This is a genomic window from Aliterella sp. E5.1 (assembly GCF_057473825.1).
The window spans coordinates 1-19,576 of the sequence record NZ_JBYCCV010000074.1 but is presented as its reverse complement, the minus strand read 5'-3'; the positions used below and the strand labels follow the sequence as shown (position 1 = coordinate 19,576).

Sequence of the window (19,576 nt, the reverse complement as noted above, 5' to 3'; positions counted from 1 at the left end):
CTCAGACAAAGAGTGTCTCGTTTGGTACGAAAAACATTGTCTTTCTCCAAATCATTAGAGAATCACATTGGTGCGATTTGGTATTTTGTTCATTATTACAATACATCATTACTTGTTTAGCACTACCAAAGTAAAAATTGCTCAAGCTGGGGAAATGCCCTCTCCAGGGATTGTTTATTTTGCTCCAGACCAGAATCATTTAGAATTGGATGCTCAAGGTAGATTTATTTATGGTTCTTCTTTGCCAGTAGATGGTCATTGTCCATCTGTGACACTCAATTTCAAGTCTGTTGCCAAGTTTTATGGCAAAGCAGCGATGAGTATTTTATTGACCGGAATGGGTAAAGATGGAGCAGCAGGAATGCAAGCTATTGCTCAAGCTGGAGGAATTACCATTGCTCAAGATGAGAAAACTTGTATAGTGTTTGGAATGCCTTCTGAAGCGATCGCTCTTGGAGTTGTCCAGCACGTTTTGCCCGTCCAAGATATCGCTTCAGTGCTGCTCAAAAAAGTTGCTAAGTAGTAATTCTCCTTACTCCCATTCAATTGTTCCGGGGGGCTTGGAGGTGATATCGTAAACTACCCGGTTTACCCCCGCAACTTCGTTGACAATCCGGTTGGATATTGCTTCTAACACATCGTAAGGAACCCGCGCCCAATCTGCGGTCATCCCATCTTCACTTGCTACTAAACGTAAAACTATCGGGTAAGCGTAGGTGCGCTGATCGCCCATCACTCCTACACTGCGCACAGGAAGTAATACAGCAAAAGCTTGCCAAAAGTCGTGATAAATTCCCCGGCGGTTGATTTCTTGACGGACGATTAGGTCGGCTTCTCGCAATATTTCTAGACGTTCAGATGTAATTTCTCCCAAAATCCGAATTGCTAAACCGGGACCTGGAAAAGGCTGTCGCAATACAATTTCTTCAGGTAAGCCAATTTGTCGTCCAACTTTGCGGACTTCATCTTTAAATAGCTTGCGCAATGGCTCAACAAGCTTGAAACGCAAGTCTTTGGGTAAACCACCAACATTGTGATGGCTCTTAATTTTTACTGCTACCCGTTCGCCAGTTTTGGGATCGACATTTGTATCTGCCGATTCAATCACGTCTGGGTAAAGCGTACCTTGAGCTAAGTAATCAAAGGGTCCAAGGTTTTTGGAGGCTTCTTCAAATACTTGGATAAATTCGTGTCCAATGCGGCGGCGCTTTTCTTCAGGATCGGTAACACCTGCAACCAAAGCCAAAAAGCGATCGCGCGCATTTACATACTCGACAGGAATATGAAACTGCTCTTGAAACAGCTTAACCAACCGCTCTGGTTCTAATTTACGCATAAAGCCTTGGTCGATAAAGACGCAAGTTAAGCGATCTCCAATGGCTTGATGGAGTAAAAAAGCTAACGTTGACGAATCTACTCCCCCAGATAGGGCTAGTAGCACGCGCTTGTCGCTCACTTGAGCGCGAATTTCTCTAATTGCTTCTTCGACAAAGGCGGCGGTTGTCCAAGTTGGTTCGCACTCGCAAATATGGTAAACAAAGTTGCGAATCAAAGCCAGTCCCCCAACAGAATGTACTACTTCGGGATGGAATTGTACGCCGTAGAGTTTTTGTTCGTAATTTGCGATCGCCGCGCAGGGTGTATTTTCGGTATGCGCTAATATTTCAAAGCCTGTAGGCAACTGAGCGCAGGAGTCGCCGTGACTCATCCACATAGTTGTCCCTTCTTCGACATTTGTCAGTAAGTCGGTAGGGTCGTTAATTAGTAAGGAGGCTTTGCCGTACTCTTTCCGGTCGGCGGGTAGAACGTTTCCACCTAGTTGCTTGACCATGAGTTGCATTCCATAGCATACGCCTAATACTGGAATACCCAAATGCCAGATTTGGGGATCGCACTCTGGAGCGCCTGGCGTGTATACCGAACTAGGTCCACCCGAAAGAATAATTCCTTTAGGGTTTAATTGGCGCAATTGTTCGGCGGTGGTGCGATAGGATAGCACTTCGGAATATACTTGAGTTTCCCTAATTCTCCGGGCGATTAACTCAGAATATTGAGAACCAAAATCTAGAATTACAACGATTTGACGATTTAACTGCGTCAATTCTTCATTTTGCGGCAAAGTTTCTGTCTGTACCACCTAATTTATTCCTATTAATTTCAAGTAGTGGATGTATAAATAGATAAATTTTTGGGTAAAGCTAACCAGTAATTGCTAACCCATAGATAGATACTTAAAAACTTATTTATTAGTATTAGGATTATTTTTATTAAGTTAACACAACTGAGAGAGCAACGCGATAGCAGTTTGGCTTTTAACAATAATAGTGCGATCGCGGTCAAACAGGACTGAACCAACATTAACATGGCGACTTGTCAGCTTGAATATATATTCAGTGGAGCGCAAGTCGATAGCAGCAGAAACCGCATTGTAAAGCCTATTGACCCAATTGCTCCCAGTTTCCCCATCCAATTGGCGGAGATATTGCAGGGCAGATTCGGTAGTAGAACTATTAAAAACAGTTTGTAATACAGGTGTTGGTAAACCTAACTTGGCAGCGTGAGCCGTCAAAATTTCTAACCGTCCATCAGCTAAATGATGGTGAGTATGAAAAATTCCCCCAGCAAGTTTTACGAGCTTACCATGATAACCAAACAATAAAATTGCCTTAACTTCTTGACTTGCAGCTTCTACTAATAGCGATCCCAACCAGTTGGCAGTTTTGACCAATTGCCTTGGGGCAATCCCCAATTTTTGCGCTAAATCTAAGCCATTTTCGCCGATACAAAACACTAATAAATCGGCAGATTTGGCTTTCAATCGCACTTGTTCTAAACAAGCCTCTAATTGTCCGGGGGCGCTTAGAGGCTGAGAAATCCCCGTTGTACCGAGCAGAGAAAGCCCTTCTACTACCCCAAAAGCCGCGTTAGATGTCCGCTCGGCTAAGGCTCTACCTTCAGGAAGAATAATTGTTAACTTGATATGTTCATTTGGTTCTAGAAGTCGCAGCAAATTGACTTGCAGTAATTGCTGGGCATAACTATACACCGCCGGATCGCCATTTAGCTTGTGTCCCAGCCCTTCACCCCCCACAATTGTAATTTGCTGGGTTGATGATTCCATCCATTCTACTAAAGCCCAAATTGGTGTGTTGCGCGTAAGATCCAAGTTATCGCCAGGATCGCTGCGAGTAATTGCTAAAGCTGTTCCTGGCTGCAATCCGGCTACTTGTTCGATCGCAATTTCGACCGTTTGCGCTGGGGTAATTAGATCGACAGATACAGTTAAGCTATTAGTGCGGCTTTGCAACCATTGTAAGGCTGCGATCGCACTGGCGCAGGCAAAAACAGGTAGAGTATAACCAGAACGGGGCGAACTTAAGGACACATTGCACCAGTTGGAAGTAAATCTATCTACTAGGGATTCTCTTTCTGCTGACTGTTGTTTAGTACAGCATTTTTAGCCTATCCTCCAAAATTATATTAGCAAAGCCGATTTGCCTAAAAGCGGGTCAATACGGATTTGTATAAACTCAACCCTTATTGAATTAAGCTTTGGTGGAAACCATTACTCAACCAGTTTCAGATTTGCTAGAGAACCCTGCAACCTCATTATCGGGGCTTTTACCCGATAGCCAAAACCAGATTTATAGCAAACAAGCAATTCGTACCAGTCTGAAAGCTTCTACTATTGACGGCGTGTTTGCCGCTATTTTTACAAGTATTACGGGCGGCGTATTGCTGACCAATTTTTTGCTGCAAGTAGGCGCAAGCCCAGTAGAAATTGGGATGCTGTCATCAATTCCCATGCTGTTGAATGTATTGCAACCCTTGGGCGCTTATCTAGGCGATCGCACAAGTAGCCGCCACTACTATTGTTTGTGGATTTTTGCGATCGCGCGGTTATTGTGGTTGATTTTAGTAGTGGAAATTGGCTGGATTAGTTGGTCGGGGGGTAATCTCCATCAGCTAGTCAGTTGGACTCTAGGAATGGTCTTAGTTACCCATATATTAGAGTCTTTGGGTGGCTCTGCTTGGCTCAGTTGGATGGCGGTACTCGTTCCCCATCGCTTGCGGGGGCGTTATTTTGGGTTTCGCAACAGTGCGGCTAGTTTAACTAATTTGGTGGGCGTACCACTGCTGGGATTTGCGGTATCGGCTTGGCCAAGTGGCACAATTAGCGGCTACGCGGTAGTTTTGTTTTTAGCCGTAGTTGCAGGCATTATTAGTCTGGGATGTCAGTTTTTCATGACGGATGTCAATCCCCAGCTAACAGCTAAAAAAGTAGAAACGGAACAAACAAACTTTTCACTTTTAGGTAACTTTTCGCCTAACTTTTTGATGTTTTTGTTGTACTTTGGCGTGTGGACGTTTGCAGTTAACCTTAGTTCGCCGTTTTTTAATCTCTATTTGTTAGACAACTTGCATTTAGATTTATATTGGGCAACGCTTTACGGCAGTTTGACGGCTGCGGCTAACTTAATAATGCTGATTTGGTGGGGTAAGATTGCAGATCGAATCGGCAATCGTCCATTGCTGTTATTAGTAGGTATTTTGGCTGGAGTAACGCCGTTATTTTGGCTGGGCGCGGTAGCAGATAATATTTCTTTGTGGTTGTGGCTACCGCTAATTCATATATTTACGGGCGGTACTTGGGCAGCCATTGAGTTATGTAGTAGTAATATTCAAATGGAAGTTGCCCCAAGAGAGCATCCTTCTAGTTATTTTGCCGTAGCGGCGGCGGTAGCGGGGGTTTGCGGAGCTTTGGGAACCACCGCCGGGGGCTTTTTGAGTGAGATACCCGCTATTGGTGGTTTACCAGGCTTATTCGCGCTGTCGGCGGGGGTGCGATTATTTGCTTTATTGCCTTTAGTATTTGTTACCGAACCTCGCAGCCAAAGGGTTACGCACCTTGTCAGTAATTGGCTAAATACAAAAGCGCGATCGCCTTCGCAAAGCATAACTATTGCAAATACACCAAAATAGAGATAAGAGCAACGCGCGATCGCCCCAAAGCAAAAACTGCATGAATACCGTTGATTATCTCCGCATTAGTTTAATTGACCGTTGTAATTTTCGCTGTCAATACTGTATGCCGGAAGGAGACGAGCTAAACTATATTCTGCGACAACAGATATTAACAGATGAGGAATTACTAATTCTCATCAAAGAAGTTTTCATTCCTGTTGGTTTTACTCGCTTTCGCTTGACGGGGGGCGAACCATTGTTGCGTCCCGGTGTAGTAAGTTTGGTAGAAAAAATTGCTGCAATCCCCCAAACTCAAGATCTTTCCATGACTACTAATGGGTTTCTTTTAGCTGGAATGGCGCAGCAATTGCACGATGCGGGATTGCGCCGGGTAAATATTAGTTTGGACTCGTTGAACGCTGAGACTTTTGATGCCATTATTGGCAATCGCGGGCGCTCCCAATGGGGGAAAGTATGGGACGGGATTCAGGTAGCTTATAGAGTAGGATTTGATCCTTTAAAACTAAATGTAGTCGTAATTCCCGGTGTAAATGATAGCGAAGTGTTGGAACTTGCGGCTTTAACTATTGACAAGCAGTGGCACGTTCGGTTTATTGAATTTATGCCTATTGGGAACGATCGCCTATTTAACGAGCAAGGCTGGGTATCTTCAGAGCAATTACGAACCCGCATTAGTAACAAGTACGGTTTAACTACAGCGTTTGTAAGCGGTAATGGCCCCGCCGATGTGTTTAAAATTCCTCACGCCAAAGGAACTTTAGGATTTATTAGTCAGATGTCGGAGTGTTTTTGCGATCGTTGTAACCGGATGCGTTTATCAGCCGATGGCTGGCTGCGTCCGTGTTTGTTGAACGAAAGCAACCAAATAGACTTAAAAACAGCGTTGCGGACTGGCGTAGATTTAGAGGACTTGCGAAGTCTTGTCAGCGAATTACTAGCACTCAAACCCGAAATCAACTACAAAGCCAGAGTTTCTGGCACTACAGGCGCTTACAACCGCACTATGTCGCAAATCGGCGGCTAGTTTGAGGCAACTTTTGAATGGCGAATGACTTTTGCTGTATGGTTGTACTTGCTATCATAGAAACAATAGTGTATGCGCCGACTACACAACAGGCTCTTGCCTGTGTCAGAGTGTGTCAAATGCTCTCAAATGGTTATCAACCTATCCATGTATTTAGGTATAACCAGACAACCAAAACAGTATTTATTCTGGCTGGCATAACTGAAAGCTTAGAGGTTTTGATTTTTCCTGATGGTCAATGGAGATTTAATAATGAAGCCTGACTTTAGCAAAATGACCCGTCAAGAATTGAGAAATTATATCTCAACTCACCGAGAAGATGACGATGCGATTGAATCCTTAATTAACCGAGGAAATCCTCACAGCCTTAAATATCCCTTTCCTAAAACCGAAGACGATTTTAGAGAAATGGAAGAAATACTCAAGCAAAGATTGGGTAGTAAAGGAGAGACATCCTAGACAAGACTCGCATTTTTTGCGATCGCACAATTCCACAACATTTTAGCATTCTCCATATTCTCCCTCCTTAAAAAAGGGGGGCTGGGGGAGATCAACCGTTGCATCTCACCACAAACACTCTCAAAATCACCTAAAATCTGCTGATTTGATTAAGATCTCCTTTAATTTGTCTCTCCTTCCACAATATTAATTTCTGCTTCTGTCAAGCCGTAAAGTTGATAAACCAGTTGATCTATTTCAGTTTCAATGTCCTTAATATCTTTCCCTTTAGCATCAAAACATTTTTCTACAAGAGTTTTTATCTTTTTTTGCTCTGGTTTGGTAGCCATAAAGACAGGAATTTGCTTCATATAGTCGCTAAATGCTCTTAAATAACCACCTCGAATAGAGTTAGAAATCATTGAGTAGAACCATTCAACTAATTGAGAGTTTAAAAGCCACAAAGCCACATTTCATTAGTTGGAATAAAGTAGCAAGTATTACCTGCATAAAAACCTAATCTATCAATGGCAAAACTTTGATGCTCATAAATATCAGGATAGATAATTTTAGGCTGCTCAAATTCTTCCCAGTAAACACAAGAGCGTAATTCCCAAAAATATTTACCTTGGTCGCATCGCTTGATTAATGATTCTTTAAATTGCAAAAAATATTGATAAATTGCAGGATAAGTTTCAGAAAAAATTTCCTCTGCCTCTTTTTCTGGTCGCTCAGACCAGGGATGTTTTTTATTTTCAGAAGATTCAATTTTGATGATATATTGCTCGGTAAAATCAATATGCCATCGTTTAACATCTCGACCACGCAAAAAAGGCTTTAACACTTCAGTAGAAGAAGTATCTTCGTCAATCAATCTGTTGTAGGTAACTTTATCTACAACAAATGCTTCATTAAAACCTGTTTTAATTCCGTAATAAAATCTGCTATTTATATACTCTCCTAACGGCGTACCAGAATTTTGCAGTTTTGCTAATAAGTTTAAGGTTTGAAAAGACTCTAGCCGCCAACCGTCAGATTTCAAGTTTCCCTGCAAAATTGTCAAACTATCCTGCTCTAACTCCGTTGCAAAATGTGCAATATTTTGTGTTTTCGCTTCATCCCATGACAAAGCTTGTACTTGGTTTGCATCAGATTGAATTTTACTTAAAATAATGATGCTAGGATAGGCGATCGCTTCTTCAAAAACTGGAAAATCACCGAAATCAATTAAATAGTGAATCGTTGTTGAATCTGTTAAAAATTGGCGTAGTTTCTTACCATAACCTGCTCTAAAATATTTGTTAGAAGATATATAAGTTAAATGACCGCTTGCTTTTAATAAATGCAAGCCTAATTCATAAAAATATATAAATAAATCAGCAACACCTGTATAGCATTGATAATTTTGCTGCAAAATTGGTTTCAATTCCTTAATTTCTTCCTGTCTAATGTAAGGAGGGTTGCCAATTACTACATCAAAGCCGACAAAATCACCTTCATTATTCAAAACTTCTGGAAATTCAAACCGCCACTCTAGAGCATTTTCATAAAGCCTACCGCTTTCTACATCCTCAATTTCAACCCTTAACTTATCAATTTCATTACTTAACTTAGCGATTTTTTGCTCCCGTGCTTTTTTAGCGGCTTTTGTTTCCTCAAATAACAAAGGTTGTTCCAAGTTATAAAGATCAACTTCTAAAATTCTCAACTTAGTTTTATTTGGATCAATTCCTTGCAGCGTTGTCTTAAAACTGCCTTTAATATCTTTAATTAATCTTTCCATTTCCCACTTTTGCTCTTTATTTTCAGCATTGCGGTAAGTTTGCACAGCATTGCGATAACTATCTATACTGTGTTTATTTTTAGTTAAAGCTTGTTTCAAATCAGCATCCAACGCAAACCGACTAATTAAAGAATTACCGCACTTGATATTAATATCAATATTCGGTAGAGTCTCCAACTCTGTGCAATTACTTTCTACCCGATAATAAGCATTTTTTTAAAAGCTCTATCCACAACCGCAAACGACAAATTTTGACCGAATTTGGATTAATATCGACACCAAATAGACAGTTTTCAATAATTGTTTGCTTTTCGTGAAAAAGTGTCTCTTGTATGCGCTGACTTTCTTTGCTTTTCGGATTGTATTCAAATAGCTTTCCATCATCATCAATGACAATTAACTCGTCATTTACAACTTCAACCTGATAATCTCTTAAGGTTTTACCACTTCTATCAAGCAGAACTTTTAGCTCACTTTTGATTGTAATTATTTCATTAAGAGCCGAGACTAAAAAATGCCCCGAACCCACCGCAGGATCGCAAGTTCTTAAACTATTAATGATGGTATTGGCGGCTTTTTTATCAGTAATTTTTTCATTCAAATCATCAATATTTTGACAATCCCAGCTATTAGCTTCATTGAATTTCTGTACTACTGCTCTACGAATTGTTTCACGACACATATACATCGTAATAAAGCCCGGTGTAAAGAAAGAACCATCTTTATAGCCGTTAATTTTTTCAAAAATTAGACCAAGCACCGAAGCATTAATCAGTGTCTTGTTTTCTTCTTGAATCTCCTCTGAACCTTCACTACTAAAATCATAAGCATTGAGAAACTCAAATAAATATTCTAAAGCATTGAGATTACCCAGTCGCCTTTTGCCATTACTATCTTTTAAAACACTAGATGAAAAAATAGGCAGATTTTCATCTCTGAGATTGCTAATAAAAATAGTTAATTGCTCTATATCCGTTGGCTCAAACAGCGAACTATTAAGATAAGGAATATTGGCAAAAATGGCTTTTATACTTGCATTGCGATCGCTCTGCTTGCGAGCTAGTACGTCAAAAAAAAGTCTGTTAATATCACCATAGTTTTGTACTTTTGTCAAGCTTAAAAAAGCAAAAGATTGATCGCCTTTATGATATTTAATTAATTGAGCTTCTAGTAATTTAAGGAAAAGAACACGGTTTATCCAAGTGATTACTAACTCTAAACCAACATTAAAAAGTCTTTCTCCTTCAGAATCTCCAAACTGTTCTGGTTTTTCTAGGCGAGAAATTTTGTCTAAACTATCAAGCTGATTGATGGCATTTTCAAGCAAAGAACCTGCAACGCGATCGCTCTCTTTTTTGCGTCCGATCAGCTTTTTACTACCTTCCTTTGTTTCCGTCAAGCCGATAATATACAATAACTCGCTATAAAAAGCCTTATCTAGTCTGTTGCTATCGTTAGCAAAGGGCAATTTCAATAAATGTTCTGGGGAAAATAGCTTAAATAACGCAATCAGTTCGCGATCGCCTTCCTCGTCACTATTCCTCAAAAACCCGTCATATTCGCGGATATCAAAATGAGTAAACTCGATCTCATTTTCGATCTCTGCGATCGCTCTTTCAGCAATTTGTTTATAGAAAAATTCAGTTTTTGTACTACTCAGTCTCCCTGCTTCAAAATCAGTGAATTGCTTTACCAATGCTTTGTTTTGAACAAACATCTGTTCAAAAACCGTTGCATCAAAAATAAACCACTCGTAAATATTAGTTGCAACTATATATCTAATTTCAAGATTATTGCCTGTAATTCTTTCCCGCAAAAAATATAAAACTAATTCCTGAAAAGCCTTAGTGTTTAAATTGTCAACCTTCAGCATCTCGCCTTTATTGGTTGGTTTCTTGGCTTCTAAAATTACACCAACACTGGTTGTAGCATCTTTGCCATTATGAATAACAAGGTCATTGCGCCCTTTAGTATTGATAAAATAACTTGAGCTATAATAGGTGTTCTTTAAAAAATCAGAAACAAGATTTTTATGAAATTCCTCTGATTCAGCTTCATTAATTTGGTCACATAGTTTAATCAAGTTGTCTTTAAAAGTTTCAATATTCTCCCTGATTGGCTTAACCTTAAGGAATGCTTTATTTAATGCTTTTCTTGGCTGTAATTTTTTGTCTGTCATGAAAACTCGGCTATGAGTACCCAATAGATTTACTCTAGTATGCCTAATTGTTACTAAATTGGCTGTACTTTCTCCGGCGTTGTATTAATACATCTAGAAAAAGCTATTCCTAACAATGAAACAAGAGCGATTGCGCGATTCTTTAGTTACTATTCTGCTGCCAATATCACTAATTTTTGGTCTAGTTCTACTTTTGAGTTTGAGTGCCGAATCGCCTAACATTCCGAAGGAAGCAAGTAACCCCTTAGAATTAGGGCTTAAGGTGCTAGTTGGCTACTTAGCGGTAGGTGCAGAAATTGCGGCGGCATTAGTTGTTGGCAGTGCAGTTTTACGCGGAATTACTAGCTATTTGCGCCAGTTATTTTCTCGTTCCAAGCAGCATTATGATTCTACCGAATCGATCCGTCTAAAATTGGGACGAGTGCTTACCCTGGGGCTAGAATTTGCTGTTGCTAGTGATATTCTCCGCACCGCCGTAGCACCTACGCGCCGAGATATTTTGAACTTGGGAGCAATTGTGCTACTAAGAACTTTACTCAACTACTTTTTGGAGCAAGAAATTAGGCAGGGAGAACAGAGCAGTCGCTTAGAGCAAGAACGCAATTAGGTTAAATAACTAACGGTTTTGCATAAGAAAATCCTAAAAAATAACAGACGCTAAGTATAACGTCTGTGACATAGCAATTATTAGTTGTTTGCCCCTTCGTAAACCTCTCAGGACTAGATCGATCAACTCAAGCGGTCTCGCCCATCGTGGCGGTACTCAGCCATTCTAAAGATGTGGCGCAGACGTTGGAAATAGCTGGGTTTAAAGGGTGCTGCGCAGATAGTATCTAGCAGTGCAGGGCGCACATTATCATTATTTATTTGATAAATTGTCTCTAATACTGCAAAACGTTGACGATCGCTTGTATTCAAATAATTTTTGAGTGCGATCGCAAATGCTTCTGCTGTCCCTTGTTGCGCTAAGTCCCGTAACTCTGGGGGTAGGTGAGCAATTTTTTGAACTTTCATTTGCTCCCGCGCTTGGCTATCTGATAGCTTGTATAAGGCTTCCCAGGCGATGCGCTGGACAAATTCGGCGGGATTATTAGTAAGCTGAGTTAGAGGTGCGATCGCATTCCTATCGCCACACCATCCCAAAGCCCAAGCTATGCAATAATCTCGTAATGGTTCGCCCGTACCAATTAATTGAATTAGTAGCGGCGTAGCTTCTCTTATTTTTAATTCTCCAGCCCGCCAAATTGCCCGATCTAAATTCCATTTGCTGCGGTTTCTACTAGCTAAACAATTGAGAATTTGTGCCTGTCGAGCGTAGTTATTAATTGCTATTTGTGGTGGAGTTATTACTGGAGTTGCTGTTTGATTTGTTGACCTATTATTTTGCTCATGGTAGCCTTTTTAAAGTTGGGTTTAAACTAATTTATCAAATACTTTTTGGGCTTCGTTTTGGGCTACAGGTTGAATAGTTTTAGCGCCTTCTTTTAACGTATTACCGCGCTTTCCGTAGCGGAAGTTGACTACAAAGCGATCGCCTATTTGACATAGATCTATTTCATAGATTTTATCGGAACTACCTTGCTGATAAATTAAGGTTGTTCTTTTAATTAATTGCATAGAAAATATATAAAAGCTTATTACCAATTATATTCTCAGTTAATTGAATATCCTGAGATTATTATAGGTAGCTTTTGTTAAATATTTATAAGTTCAACTTTATAATTAAAAATAGACTTTCAGTTAAATACTTTATGCCTAAACCTACTATCCTGCAACCCGGACAGTCTTATACTTTTAGGCAATACTTTGAAATGTCTTACGAGCCAGAGGACATTTTGGCAGAATTTGGTTACACGCTCAAACGTCAGATTTTATCTTTGCCTCAGTCTAATTTAGACTTAGATCGGCTAGAAAACCTTAAATCTCGAATTGAAGAAAGCTTACCCTACATTAGTCTCACAAGCGAAGCCGCCCGCCGAGAATTACTGATTGCGCCTCTGTTGTTAGATGTAGTTCATTACACCCGCGCCCAACTCCGTATCGAGTACCCGCTTGTTGTGACAGAACAACTCAAAGGCTCTCTTGATTATTACCTTTACTCTATAGGCAGATTACTGGTAATTGAAGCAAAAAACGCCGATTTAGCTAAAGGTTTTACTCAGTTGGCTGTAGAGCTAATTGCTCTCGATAAATGGACAGACTCAGAACAACCTATACTCCAAGGAGCCGTCTCTACTGGGAATATATGGCAGTTTGGCGTTCTACACCGAGAGCAAAAGCAAATTCAGCAAGGACTCACACTTTACCGAGTTCCTGACGATTTGGAGAGCCTGGTTCGCATTCTGGTTAATATTTTGCAACCCTAACCGAGGTTTAATGCAAAAAGTGCCGAATCCCAGTAAACACCATAATTAGCCCCAGTTCATTAGCGGCTTTGATAGAATCCCCGTCGCGCATACTTCCCCCTGGCTGGACGATCGCATTTATCCCGGCGGCAGCGGCGGCTCTTACAGAGTCATCGAAGGGAAAAAAGCCATCGCTGGCAAGAAAGCCACCCTTAGCGGCTTCTCCAGCCTGTTCTAAGGCAATTTTTACAGAGCCGACACGGTTCATTTGTCCCGCGCCAATGCCTTTAGTAGTACGGTTTCCTGTTACTACAATTGCATTTGATTTGACGTGCTTGCAAACATTCCAAGCAAAAACTAATTCGGCGAGTTCTGTAGGGCTTGGTTGGCGATCGCTTACTACTTGCCAAGTGCTAGAATCGGCAATGTCATTGTCCGCATCTTGAACTAAAAAGCCGCCAGCAATTACTTTTACTGTCTGCTTAATACTGGTGTTATCAGGCAAAAGTAAAACTCTAAGTTTAGACTTTGCTGCAATAATTTCTTTTGCTTGAGCTTCAATATCGGGCGCAACTACGCATTCTAAAAAAGTTTGAGTTAGGGCGGTAGCTGTAGCTACATCTATAGGACGATTTAACGCTACAATTCCCCCAAAAGCTGACACAGAATCAGCGTTGAAAGCTTTGTTATAAGCTTCTTCTAAACTATCTGCCAACGCTACCCCGCAAGGATTGGTATGCTTGATAATTACGGCGGCGGGTGTATCGGTAAATTCGCTAACTATACGCTCTGCTGCTTCTAAATCGACTAAATTGTTATAACTAAGTTCTTTACCTTGCAATATAGTTGCTGTCGCCCAACCTGTAGGAGTATCGCCTGTTTGATACCAAGCGGCGGATTGATGGGGATTTTCACCGTAACGCAGAGGTTGCAAGGTTTTCCCTGTAAGCGTAAAGCTTTCTTCAGTTAGATAAGACGCGAACTGACCAGTCAGCGCTTGCGCTATCGCACTGTCATAGCCTGCGGTATGCAAAAATGCTTTTTGAGCGCACTGTAACCGAAATTCTAACGATACTTCGCCTTGATTTTGGCGCAATTGTTCCAAGTAAGAATTGTAGCTAGTAGGATTGCTAAGAACGGTAACATGAGCGTAGTTTTTGGCAGAGGCGCGAATTAAAGTAGGTCCGCCAATATCAATTTGTTCGATGGCTTCAGGTAGAGTTACGTCTGGTAGTGCGATCGTTTGCTCAAAAGGGTATAAATTTACTACAACTAGATCGATGGGGCGAATTTGATTATTTTCTAAGTCTGCTAAGTCTTGAGGTACATCTCGCCGCGCCAAAATACCGCCGTGAATCCGAGGATGTAGAGTTTTGACTCGCCCGCCTAATATTTCTGGAGAACCCGTATAATCAGCAACTTTGGTAACGGGGATTCCCTCAGCTAGTAAGGCTTTGGCGGTTCCACCACTGCTGATAATATCAAAACTAAATTCGTCTCTCAATGTCCGGGCAAAGTCAATAAGTCCGGTTTTGTCAGATACGCTGAGAAGTGCTAGACGTGCCATAGATACAAAGTTTTCCTAATTGCTAAGTTTAAGGATATGAGGCGCTAAGAATTGGTTATTATTGCAATAGACTTCGTGCAAAAGTTTTATTTAGTCGGCTTAAGCCGATTTTAGTTATAAGCAAACGGGTTTTAACCCTAAGCTGGCTAGGATGATTTTTCAATAAATCCATTGGGCATTTTTAGCTAATATTTACGAAGTCTAATAAATTAAGAGAATTTTTATACTAGGAGAAAGTCTCTGTCATTACAAGTTATTAATGTACCCCCAACTACAGGTAAAGAACCTACAGGATTAGTTGTAGTCTTGCACGGCTGGGGTGCTAATGCTAAAGATTTAGCTTCCGTTGTGCCTTTTTTGAATTTGCCCGATTATCAGTTTATTTTGCCAGATGCGCCTTTTGCTCATCCTCATGTAGCAGGTGGTAAAGCTTGGTACGATTTTCAGCAAAATAATCAAGGTTATTTTGAAAGCAAGGAATTACTAAAAGATTGGCTGCAATCGTTGGCAACAGATACGGGTGTTCCTTTGTCTGGGACAATTTTAAGTGGCTTTTCCCAAGGTGCGGCGATGACTTTGGACGTAGGCTTGCATTTACCGTTGGCGGGTTTGGTGGCGTTAAGCGGTTATTTGCATCCGGTTACAGAATTACCAAGTAGCGCAATTGCGCCGATTTTGCTAGTACACGGTAGACAAGATTCGGTAGTTCCCTTAAGTGCAGCCCAAAAAGCGCGAGATAGTTTGCAATCTATGGGCGCAAAGGTACAGTATCAAGAATTTGATATGGGACATGAAATTCGCCCAGAAGTTATTGCTTTAATCCGCAATTTTATCATGGCACAAAAACCTGCTTAGCTGTTATCGGGAAAGCGATCTAAGCCTTGATCTTGCCACGATAAGGGGTCTTCTAAAGGTTCCAAATGAGTGATGATGTTAGTGCTGGGTAAAGCTCTACTGATTGCAAGTTCAATTTCTTCAGATAAATCGTGTCCGCGCTGCACCGTCCAATCTCCAGGTACAAGGATGTGGAAAGAGACGAAGCGGCGCGAACCTGCGACGCGCGATCGCATAGCATGAAATAATATCCCTTGGCGATCGTAATAAGGTGCTAGTAAATCTGTAATAATTTTTTGCTCAGCTAAAGGTAAAGCAGTATCTAATATTCCATACCCAGTCTCTTTTAGTAGTCTAAAACCTGCCCAAACTATATTGGCGGCGACAATTATCGCAATGATTGGATCTAAAAATAGCTTACCTGTTAATTGCACCAGCAATAAACCAACTACTACCCCCACAGAAGTCCAGACATCTGTAAGCAAATGATGCGCGTCTGCTCGGAGTGTAATCGATCTTAAACGTTTTCCCGCCCGCAATAAAATAAATGCTACTCCCCCATTAATTGCGGCGGCGATGAGCGAAAGAATTAACCCTGAGTCAACTTTTTGGATAGGTTGGGGATGGATTAATCTATCTAGGGCAGCTACACCAATACTTAAAGCAGCAATTAAGATTAACGCCCCTTCTAAGCCACTAGAAAAATATTCAGCTTTGGAATGCCCAAAAGTGTGTTCCTCATCTGGTGGCTGGGCAGCTAGAGACAGCGCCCACACTGCAAAAACGGCGGCGACTAAGTTTACAACTGATTCGGCTGCGTCGGAAAATAAACTTACAGAATTGGTAAGCAGGTAAGCGCCAAACTTTAGAGTAATAGTTGCGATCGCGGCGACAATCGAGAGGATAGCATAAGAACGAGCAGATTTGTGACTCATGGCAATAGTCTAACTGTAGTCAATGCGATCGCATTATCTACAATTTACGCGCAATTATGGTGCGATGGCGAGGCGTATTGCTAACTATTGTTGGCGTGGTAAATCCGGCGGCAACTAAGGCGCTTTCAATATCTAAACTAAAATAATCGTCTAAATATGGCTCGGTACTTTTGAGCAAAGTCAAAATGTAAGGCGGCATTTTTGCATAGATTTCCGACTTGGGGTTCATATCCATAATTGTCAAATACCCACCCGGCTGTAATACCCGCCCAGCCTCTTGAAATATCTGCTTAGTTGCCGATTGGGGTAATTCATGAAACATCAAAAAACTAGAAACCAAATCAAAGGAATTAGCAGCTAAAGTTGTGGCTTCAGCAGTGGCGTGAAGCCAGTTTATAGAACTATTGCGCTCAAGAGACGAATATTTGGCAACAGCGAGAAAGTAAGGAGATAAATCTAACCCCGTAATTGCTGCATTGGGGTAAACTTCTTGCAAAGCAAAGCTACTCATCCCGACACTACAACCCAAGTCGAGAATAGTTTGGGGGTTAGGGGAAATTTGGCTAGTAATAATTTCATGATAGCTAGAACGTAAAAGGCGATCGCCTTTTGCCCCAGAACCAGACCAAATCCCGGCATGAACGGCGATTGCTGCAACTTCTACTTCTAAGGCTGCTTCCCAATTGAGATTCCCTTGTTCGTAAGCGTGGAAAGATTTGAGATAGTAATCTGGATAGGCAAGTTGCGGATTTTGAACTTGGGCAAAGTCAGTTTCCCAATTGCGTGCTTTTAATTCTTGCACTCTTTTTGTCCAAGGTACGCCAATTTTTTCTGCTCGTTTAATCATCATTTGTCTGGCTTGATGTTTGGCGAGATTTGCCAAGGGTTTAATTGCCAGCAACCCATTTACCAAACGCGAAGCTAATCCCGAATTATTATTTACAGTAGCCGTCATCATAAAAGTTGCTAAATTATCTGTTCTTATTTTGCAAGCATTAGAGCTTGTTTGCAAAAAAATCCTGATGACTTGGGCGACATCAGAGACCGATAGCAAAAATTATACTCGTACTCCTAAATGATTTATCAAAGCAACTAGCACAGATTTTTACTCCTATTTGCCTTAAAACCAGCAGAATCTAAACCAAACAATTATCAAACTTGCCGAGATTCTATTGTTGTCGTTAGTTTGTCTAAGGCGCTAGTCAATCTTTCTTGAGCAATAACGGTAGGATCGGGGGAAGCGGCTTCGGCGGCGGCGGCTTCTCCACTACGGACGAATTTTCTTTGAGCCTTTTCAAAAGCCCGAATGAGCAAGAAGATGCAGAAAGAAATTACTAGAAAGTTGATGATTGCGGCTAGAAATACGCCGTATTTGATGCCATTGATCGATAAAAGCTGCAAGTCTTCAACCTTAGCAGCCCTCAATGCTGGGGTTAAAATTAGCGGAGTAATAATATCTTCCACTAAAGAAGTAACAATCTTACCGAACGCCGCGCCGATAATTACAGCAACAGCTAGATCGATTACATTGCCACGCATCAAAAATTTGCGAAAATCAGCTATAAATCCACTTGTAACACGGGTCATCAGGTTTTAGTTTTTATTATTGTTTAATCAGGCGGATTATACAGGCTTTTTTTTTACCTCTGACGTGATCGCAATAAATTAATACCCGTGATGCTAATTTCTATAGCTCGTTTATTTGCTGCTGGGCTTCAAGGCTAACAACATTTCAACTTGGCTAGTAGAGTTATTAGGGCTGCTGGCGCTCATGGCAATACCGCGAATGGAAGCTAAAATAGCTTTGGTTTCTGGGGTAATTGTATTTGCTTGGGCGTTGGCGTTAATTAGCGCTACCGTCTTATCCATATCTAAATAAAAGTATCCAGCATTTGATTTAGGCAAAGAACTTGTAGCCGCCTTGAAATTATCGCTGCTAGTTAGAAATTGACTTGGCTTAGTTGCGATCGCATCGGCAATTGGTCCGCCAAAAGCGATAAATACAGTATCTTTATCTAACCATCCATGTCCTAATAATGCGCCTTGACCTGGTATTTGCCATTCAGTTACCTGAGTATTGGTAATGCTTCTAGGTGCTACGCTTACGGAAGCCGTTTTAGCAATATTGTCCAACTTGCTTAGCGTAGCTTCGGCGGTAGGACGGTTTGTAGTATCAATTAATAATGCGCCGCCAAATCCGACTGGTGCGAGTAGTCCTTGTTTGGAAGAAATTGCAGCTATTGCAAATTCCCCATCCATCCAGCCAAAAATGTCTTTGTCTAAGTCTAAATTGTAGTTTTGCAATTGCGCTTTAGCTAAATCTAAACCTAAGCTTACTTGGGGAAGATTTTTGGCTTGCTGGTTAAAAGCAGTCCAACTTTTGCTAATTCCCGCACCAGTGACTAAAGCAATTGTTTCGGCGGGTAAAACTTCTACTAATTTGCCTGAAGATGCTTGATACTGATTTTTTAGCAACTGCGGATCGACATCAGCCAGAACTTTCAACCGCAGTCCATCATTGTCTACTCCCACACCCGCAATTACGGATTTAACTTGTTTTAATTGCGCTAAAGTTTCGGGGGGAATTTGCGAGGCATTAGGGCTATTGGCAACCAGTTGTTCGACTACCGCGCCATAATCTGGCAGGTAAACTTGAGCAATTGGGTTAGTTAAATCTATACCTTTAGCTAAAAGACTATTTGCACCTTCTTTAGTGGCAAAAGATGGTTCACCTTTGAAGGTATCAATAGCTTTTTCTACACCAACTTTTTCGGGCGCAACTACTACATACTCATTATTGAGGACGCTGCTATAAACTGGTTCGCTTTGACCTTCAATACTTTCAGTAATTTTTTGTCCTTTGTACTCTGTCTCCGTGTTTTTGACGTTTTTGCGCTCTTTTAACTTGTTAGCAAAATTTAAAGCACTAACTTTATCTTTGATTTTTACTACCATCAACACGTTAAAAGATTCTGGTGTTGTTTGGGCTGGTTTTGTAGAGTTTGGAGGCAAAACAGCAACCATTACACCACCAACCCAAGGTTTTAAGTCTTTTTCGTAATCGATGTTAGATTCAGCCAACGCTTGTTTGTTAAAGTCTTGTAAGCCTTTGTTTACCAAGTCTTGGGCTTGTTTTGTCCCAAACTTTTGCAACTGCGCCCAAGCTTGAGAATCGGGAGAAATAAAACTTGCAATTATTGCCTCATCTGGGACAATTTTGGCACTAGCAAGCGGACTTGTACTATCACCACCGCCACGAAAATAAACGTAAGCAGCTACACCACTTGCTACAACGACAGCCGCAGCTAGGGCGGGAAATAACAGATTTGATTTTTTTCCTGACATTTTTATTGACCGAGTGAAGTACCCCAACCTGCTTTGCGAGGTTGGGGCTTCCAACCAAGCTCAATTCAGGGACGGTTTTATTCGTCCTCGGAGCTTCCCACTTCATCAGCCGATGCCTTCATCATCTAGTAACGATGTTG

Annotated in this window: 17 protein-coding genes and 2 pseudogenes; 9 read left to right on the top strand and 10 right to left on the bottom strand. The window is 41.1% G+C overall.

Annotated elements, in window-relative coordinates; translation table 11 throughout:
- Together AC2VE5_RS18680 and AC2VE5_RS18675 are read left to right on the top strand one after the other, a co-directional pair.
- The coding region (locus tag AC2VE5_RS18680) for an IS1 family transposase (protein ID WP_486889214.1) at positions 1-120 on the top strand (120 nt) is incomplete at its 5' end.
- Positions 121-127: 7 nt separating this feature from the next.
- Positions 128-523 (top strand): annotated as a pseudogene (locus tag AC2VE5_RS18675) (CheB methylesterase domain-containing protein); the annotation flags it as partial.
- A 9-nt stretch (positions 524-532) separates the two neighbouring features.
- On the opposite strand, the gene guaA reads toward AC2VE5_RS18675, so the two are convergent.
- Together guaA and cbiD are read right to left on the bottom strand one after the other, a co-directional pair.
- Positions 533-2,137 carry a glutamine-hydrolyzing GMP synthase gene (gene guaA, locus AC2VE5_RS18670; protein WP_486889209.1) on the bottom strand — a complete coding sequence of 535 codons (1,605 nt, stop codon included), beginning with the start codon at positions 2,135-2,137 and terminating at the stop codon, positions 533-535.
- A 135-nt stretch (positions 2,138-2,272) separates the two neighbouring features.
- Complete coding sequence (cbiD, locus tag AC2VE5_RS18665; protein ID WP_486889208.1) at positions 2,273-3,385, bottom strand: cobalt-precorrin-5B (C(1))-methyltransferase CbiD; 1,113 nt, start codon at positions 3,383-3,385, stop codon at positions 2,273-2,275.
- A gap of 170 nt (positions 3,386-3,555) precedes the next feature.
- Here cbiD and AC2VE5_RS18660 point away from each other — a divergent pair, with 170 nt between their 5' ends.
- From AC2VE5_RS18660 to AC2VE5_RS18645, 4 genes are read left to right on the top strand one after another with little or no spacing between them, the layout of a single operon-like run.
- Positions 3,556-4,983 (top strand): MFS transporter, encoded by a 1,428-nt coding sequence (locus AC2VE5_RS18660; protein ID WP_486889213.1) that lies wholly within the window; start codon positions 3,556-3,558, stop codon positions 4,981-4,983.
- 40 nt (positions 4,984-5,023) lie between these two features.
- On the top strand, positions 5,024-6,010 hold the full coding sequence (moaA, locus tag AC2VE5_RS18655; RefSeq protein ID WP_486889207.1) for a GTP 3',8-cyclase MoaA: 987 nt from the start codon (positions 5,024-5,026) through the stop codon (positions 6,008-6,010).
- A gap of 17 nt (positions 6,011-6,027) precedes the next feature.
- Positions 6,028-6,273, top strand: coding sequence for a DUF6888 family protein (locus AC2VE5_RS18650; protein WP_486889206.1), 246 nt, complete (start codon positions 6,028-6,030; stop codon positions 6,271-6,273).
- Positions 6,263-6,469, top strand: coding sequence for a DUF6887 family protein (locus AC2VE5_RS18645; RefSeq protein WP_486889205.1), 207 nt, complete (start codon positions 6,263-6,265; stop codon positions 6,467-6,469). Before AC2VE5_RS18650 ends, AC2VE5_RS18645 begins: the two co-directional genes overlap by 11 nt.
- A gap of 161 nt (positions 6,470-6,630) precedes the next feature.
- Here the strand turns inward: AC2VE5_RS18645 and AC2VE5_RS18640 are convergent.
- Positions 6,631-10,410: pseudogene (locus AC2VE5_RS18640) on the bottom strand (class I SAM-dependent DNA methyltransferase).
- Between the two features lie 115 nt (positions 10,411-10,525).
- On the opposite strand from AC2VE5_RS18640, the gene AC2VE5_RS18635 reads away from it, so the two are divergent.
- Entirely contained in the window at positions 10,526-11,017 is a 492-nt protein-coding gene (locus tag AC2VE5_RS18635) for a DUF1622 domain-containing protein (protein WP_486889204.1), read from the top strand.
- Positions 11,018-11,139: 122 nt separating this feature from the next.
- Here AC2VE5_RS18635 and AC2VE5_RS18630 read toward each other — a convergent pair whose 3' ends face one another.
- Entirely contained in the window at positions 11,140-11,709 is a 570-nt protein-coding gene (locus AC2VE5_RS18630) for a HEAT repeat domain-containing protein (protein ID WP_486889212.1), read from the bottom strand.
- Positions 11,710-11,823: 114 nt separating this feature from the next.
- On the bottom strand, positions 11,824-12,027 hold the full coding sequence (locus AC2VE5_RS18625; protein ID WP_486889203.1) for a hypothetical protein: 204 nt from the start codon (positions 12,025-12,027) through the stop codon (positions 11,824-11,826).
- 134 nt (positions 12,028-12,161) lie between these two features.
- On the opposite strand from AC2VE5_RS18625, the gene AC2VE5_RS18620 reads away from it, so the two are divergent.
- Positions 12,162-12,776, top strand: coding sequence for a hypothetical protein (locus AC2VE5_RS18620; RefSeq protein ID WP_486889202.1), 615 nt, complete (start codon positions 12,162-12,164; stop codon positions 12,774-12,776).
- 7 nt (positions 12,777-12,783) lie between these two features.
- Here AC2VE5_RS18620 and purH read toward each other — a convergent pair whose 3' ends face one another.
- A complete protein-coding gene (gene purH, locus AC2VE5_RS18615) occupies positions 12,784-14,322 on the bottom strand; it encodes a bifunctional phosphoribosylaminoimidazolecarboxamide formyltransferase/IMP cyclohydrolase (protein WP_486889201.1) in 1,539 nt (512 codons plus the stop codon).
- 240 nt (positions 14,323-14,562) lie between these two features.
- Between purH and AC2VE5_RS18610 the strand changes: the two genes are divergently transcribed.
- A complete protein-coding gene (locus AC2VE5_RS18610; protein ID WP_486889211.1) occupies positions 14,563-15,177 on the top strand; it encodes an alpha/beta hydrolase in 615 nt (204 codons plus the stop codon).
- Here the strand turns inward: AC2VE5_RS18610 and AC2VE5_RS18605 are convergent.
- From AC2VE5_RS18605 to AC2VE5_RS18590, 4 genes are all read right to left on the bottom strand, one after another.
- On the bottom strand, positions 15,174-16,091 hold the full coding sequence (locus AC2VE5_RS18605; RefSeq protein WP_486889200.1) for a cation diffusion facilitator family transporter: 918 nt from the start codon (positions 16,089-16,091) through the stop codon (positions 15,174-15,176). The genes AC2VE5_RS18610 and AC2VE5_RS18605 overlap by 4 nt on opposite strands.
- Before the next feature lie 37 nt (positions 16,092-16,128).
- Positions 16,129-17,046, bottom strand: coding sequence for a class I SAM-dependent methyltransferase (locus AC2VE5_RS18600; protein ID WP_486889210.1), 918 nt, complete (start codon positions 17,044-17,046; stop codon positions 16,129-16,131).
- Positions 17,047-17,243: 197 nt separating this feature from the next.
- Positions 17,244-17,678, bottom strand: coding sequence for a large conductance mechanosensitive channel protein MscL (gene mscL, locus AC2VE5_RS18595; RefSeq protein WP_486889199.1), 435 nt, complete (start codon positions 17,676-17,678; stop codon positions 17,244-17,246).
- Between the two features lie 111 nt (positions 17,679-17,789).
- Positions 17,790-19,436: a DUF3352 domain-containing protein gene (locus tag AC2VE5_RS18590; RefSeq protein ID WP_486889198.1), complete on the bottom strand. Its 1,647-nt coding sequence runs from the start codon at positions 19,434-19,436 to the stop codon at positions 17,790-17,792.
- Positions 19,437-19,576: the final 140 nt, after the last annotated feature.

Coding starts and splice junctions, on each gene's coding strand:
- moaA (WP_486889207.1), top strand. CDS start 5,024: ATGAATACCGTTGATTATCTCCGCATTAGTTTAATTGACCGTTGTAAT.
- AC2VE5_RS18650 (WP_486889206.1), top strand. CDS start 6,028: ATGGCGAATGACTTTTGCTGTATGGTTGTACTTGCTATCATAGAAACA.
- AC2VE5_RS18645 (WP_486889205.1), top strand. CDS start 6,263: ATGAAGCCTGACTTTAGCAAAATGACCCGTCAAGAATTGAGAAATTAT.
- AC2VE5_RS18635 (WP_486889204.1), top strand. CDS start 10,526: ATGAAACAAGAGCGATTGCGCGATTCTTTAGTTACTATTCTGCTGCCA.
- AC2VE5_RS18625 (WP_486889203.1), bottom strand. CDS start 12,027: ATGCAATTAATTAAAAGAACAACCTTAATTTATCAGCAAGGTAGTTCC.
- AC2VE5_RS18620 (WP_486889202.1), top strand. CDS start 12,162: ATGCCTAAACCTACTATCCTGCAACCCGGACAGTCTTATACTTTTAGG.
- purH (WP_486889201.1), bottom strand. CDS start 14,322: ATGGCACGTCTAGCACTTCTCAGCGTATCTGACAAAACCGGACTTATT.
- AC2VE5_RS18605 (WP_486889200.1), bottom strand. CDS start 16,091: ATGAGTCACAAATCTGCTCGTTCTTATGCTATCCTCTCGATTGTCGCC.
- AC2VE5_RS18600 (WP_486889210.1), bottom strand. CDS start 17,046: ATGACGGCTACTGTAAATAATAATTCGGGATTAGCTTCGCGTTTGGTA.
- mscL (WP_486889199.1), bottom strand. CDS start 17,678: ATGACCCGTGTTACAAGTGGATTTATAGCTGATTTTCGCAAATTTTTG.
- AC2VE5_RS18590 (WP_486889198.1), bottom strand. CDS start 19,436: ATGTCAGGAAAAAAATCAAATCTGTTATTTCCCGCCCTAGCTGCGGCT.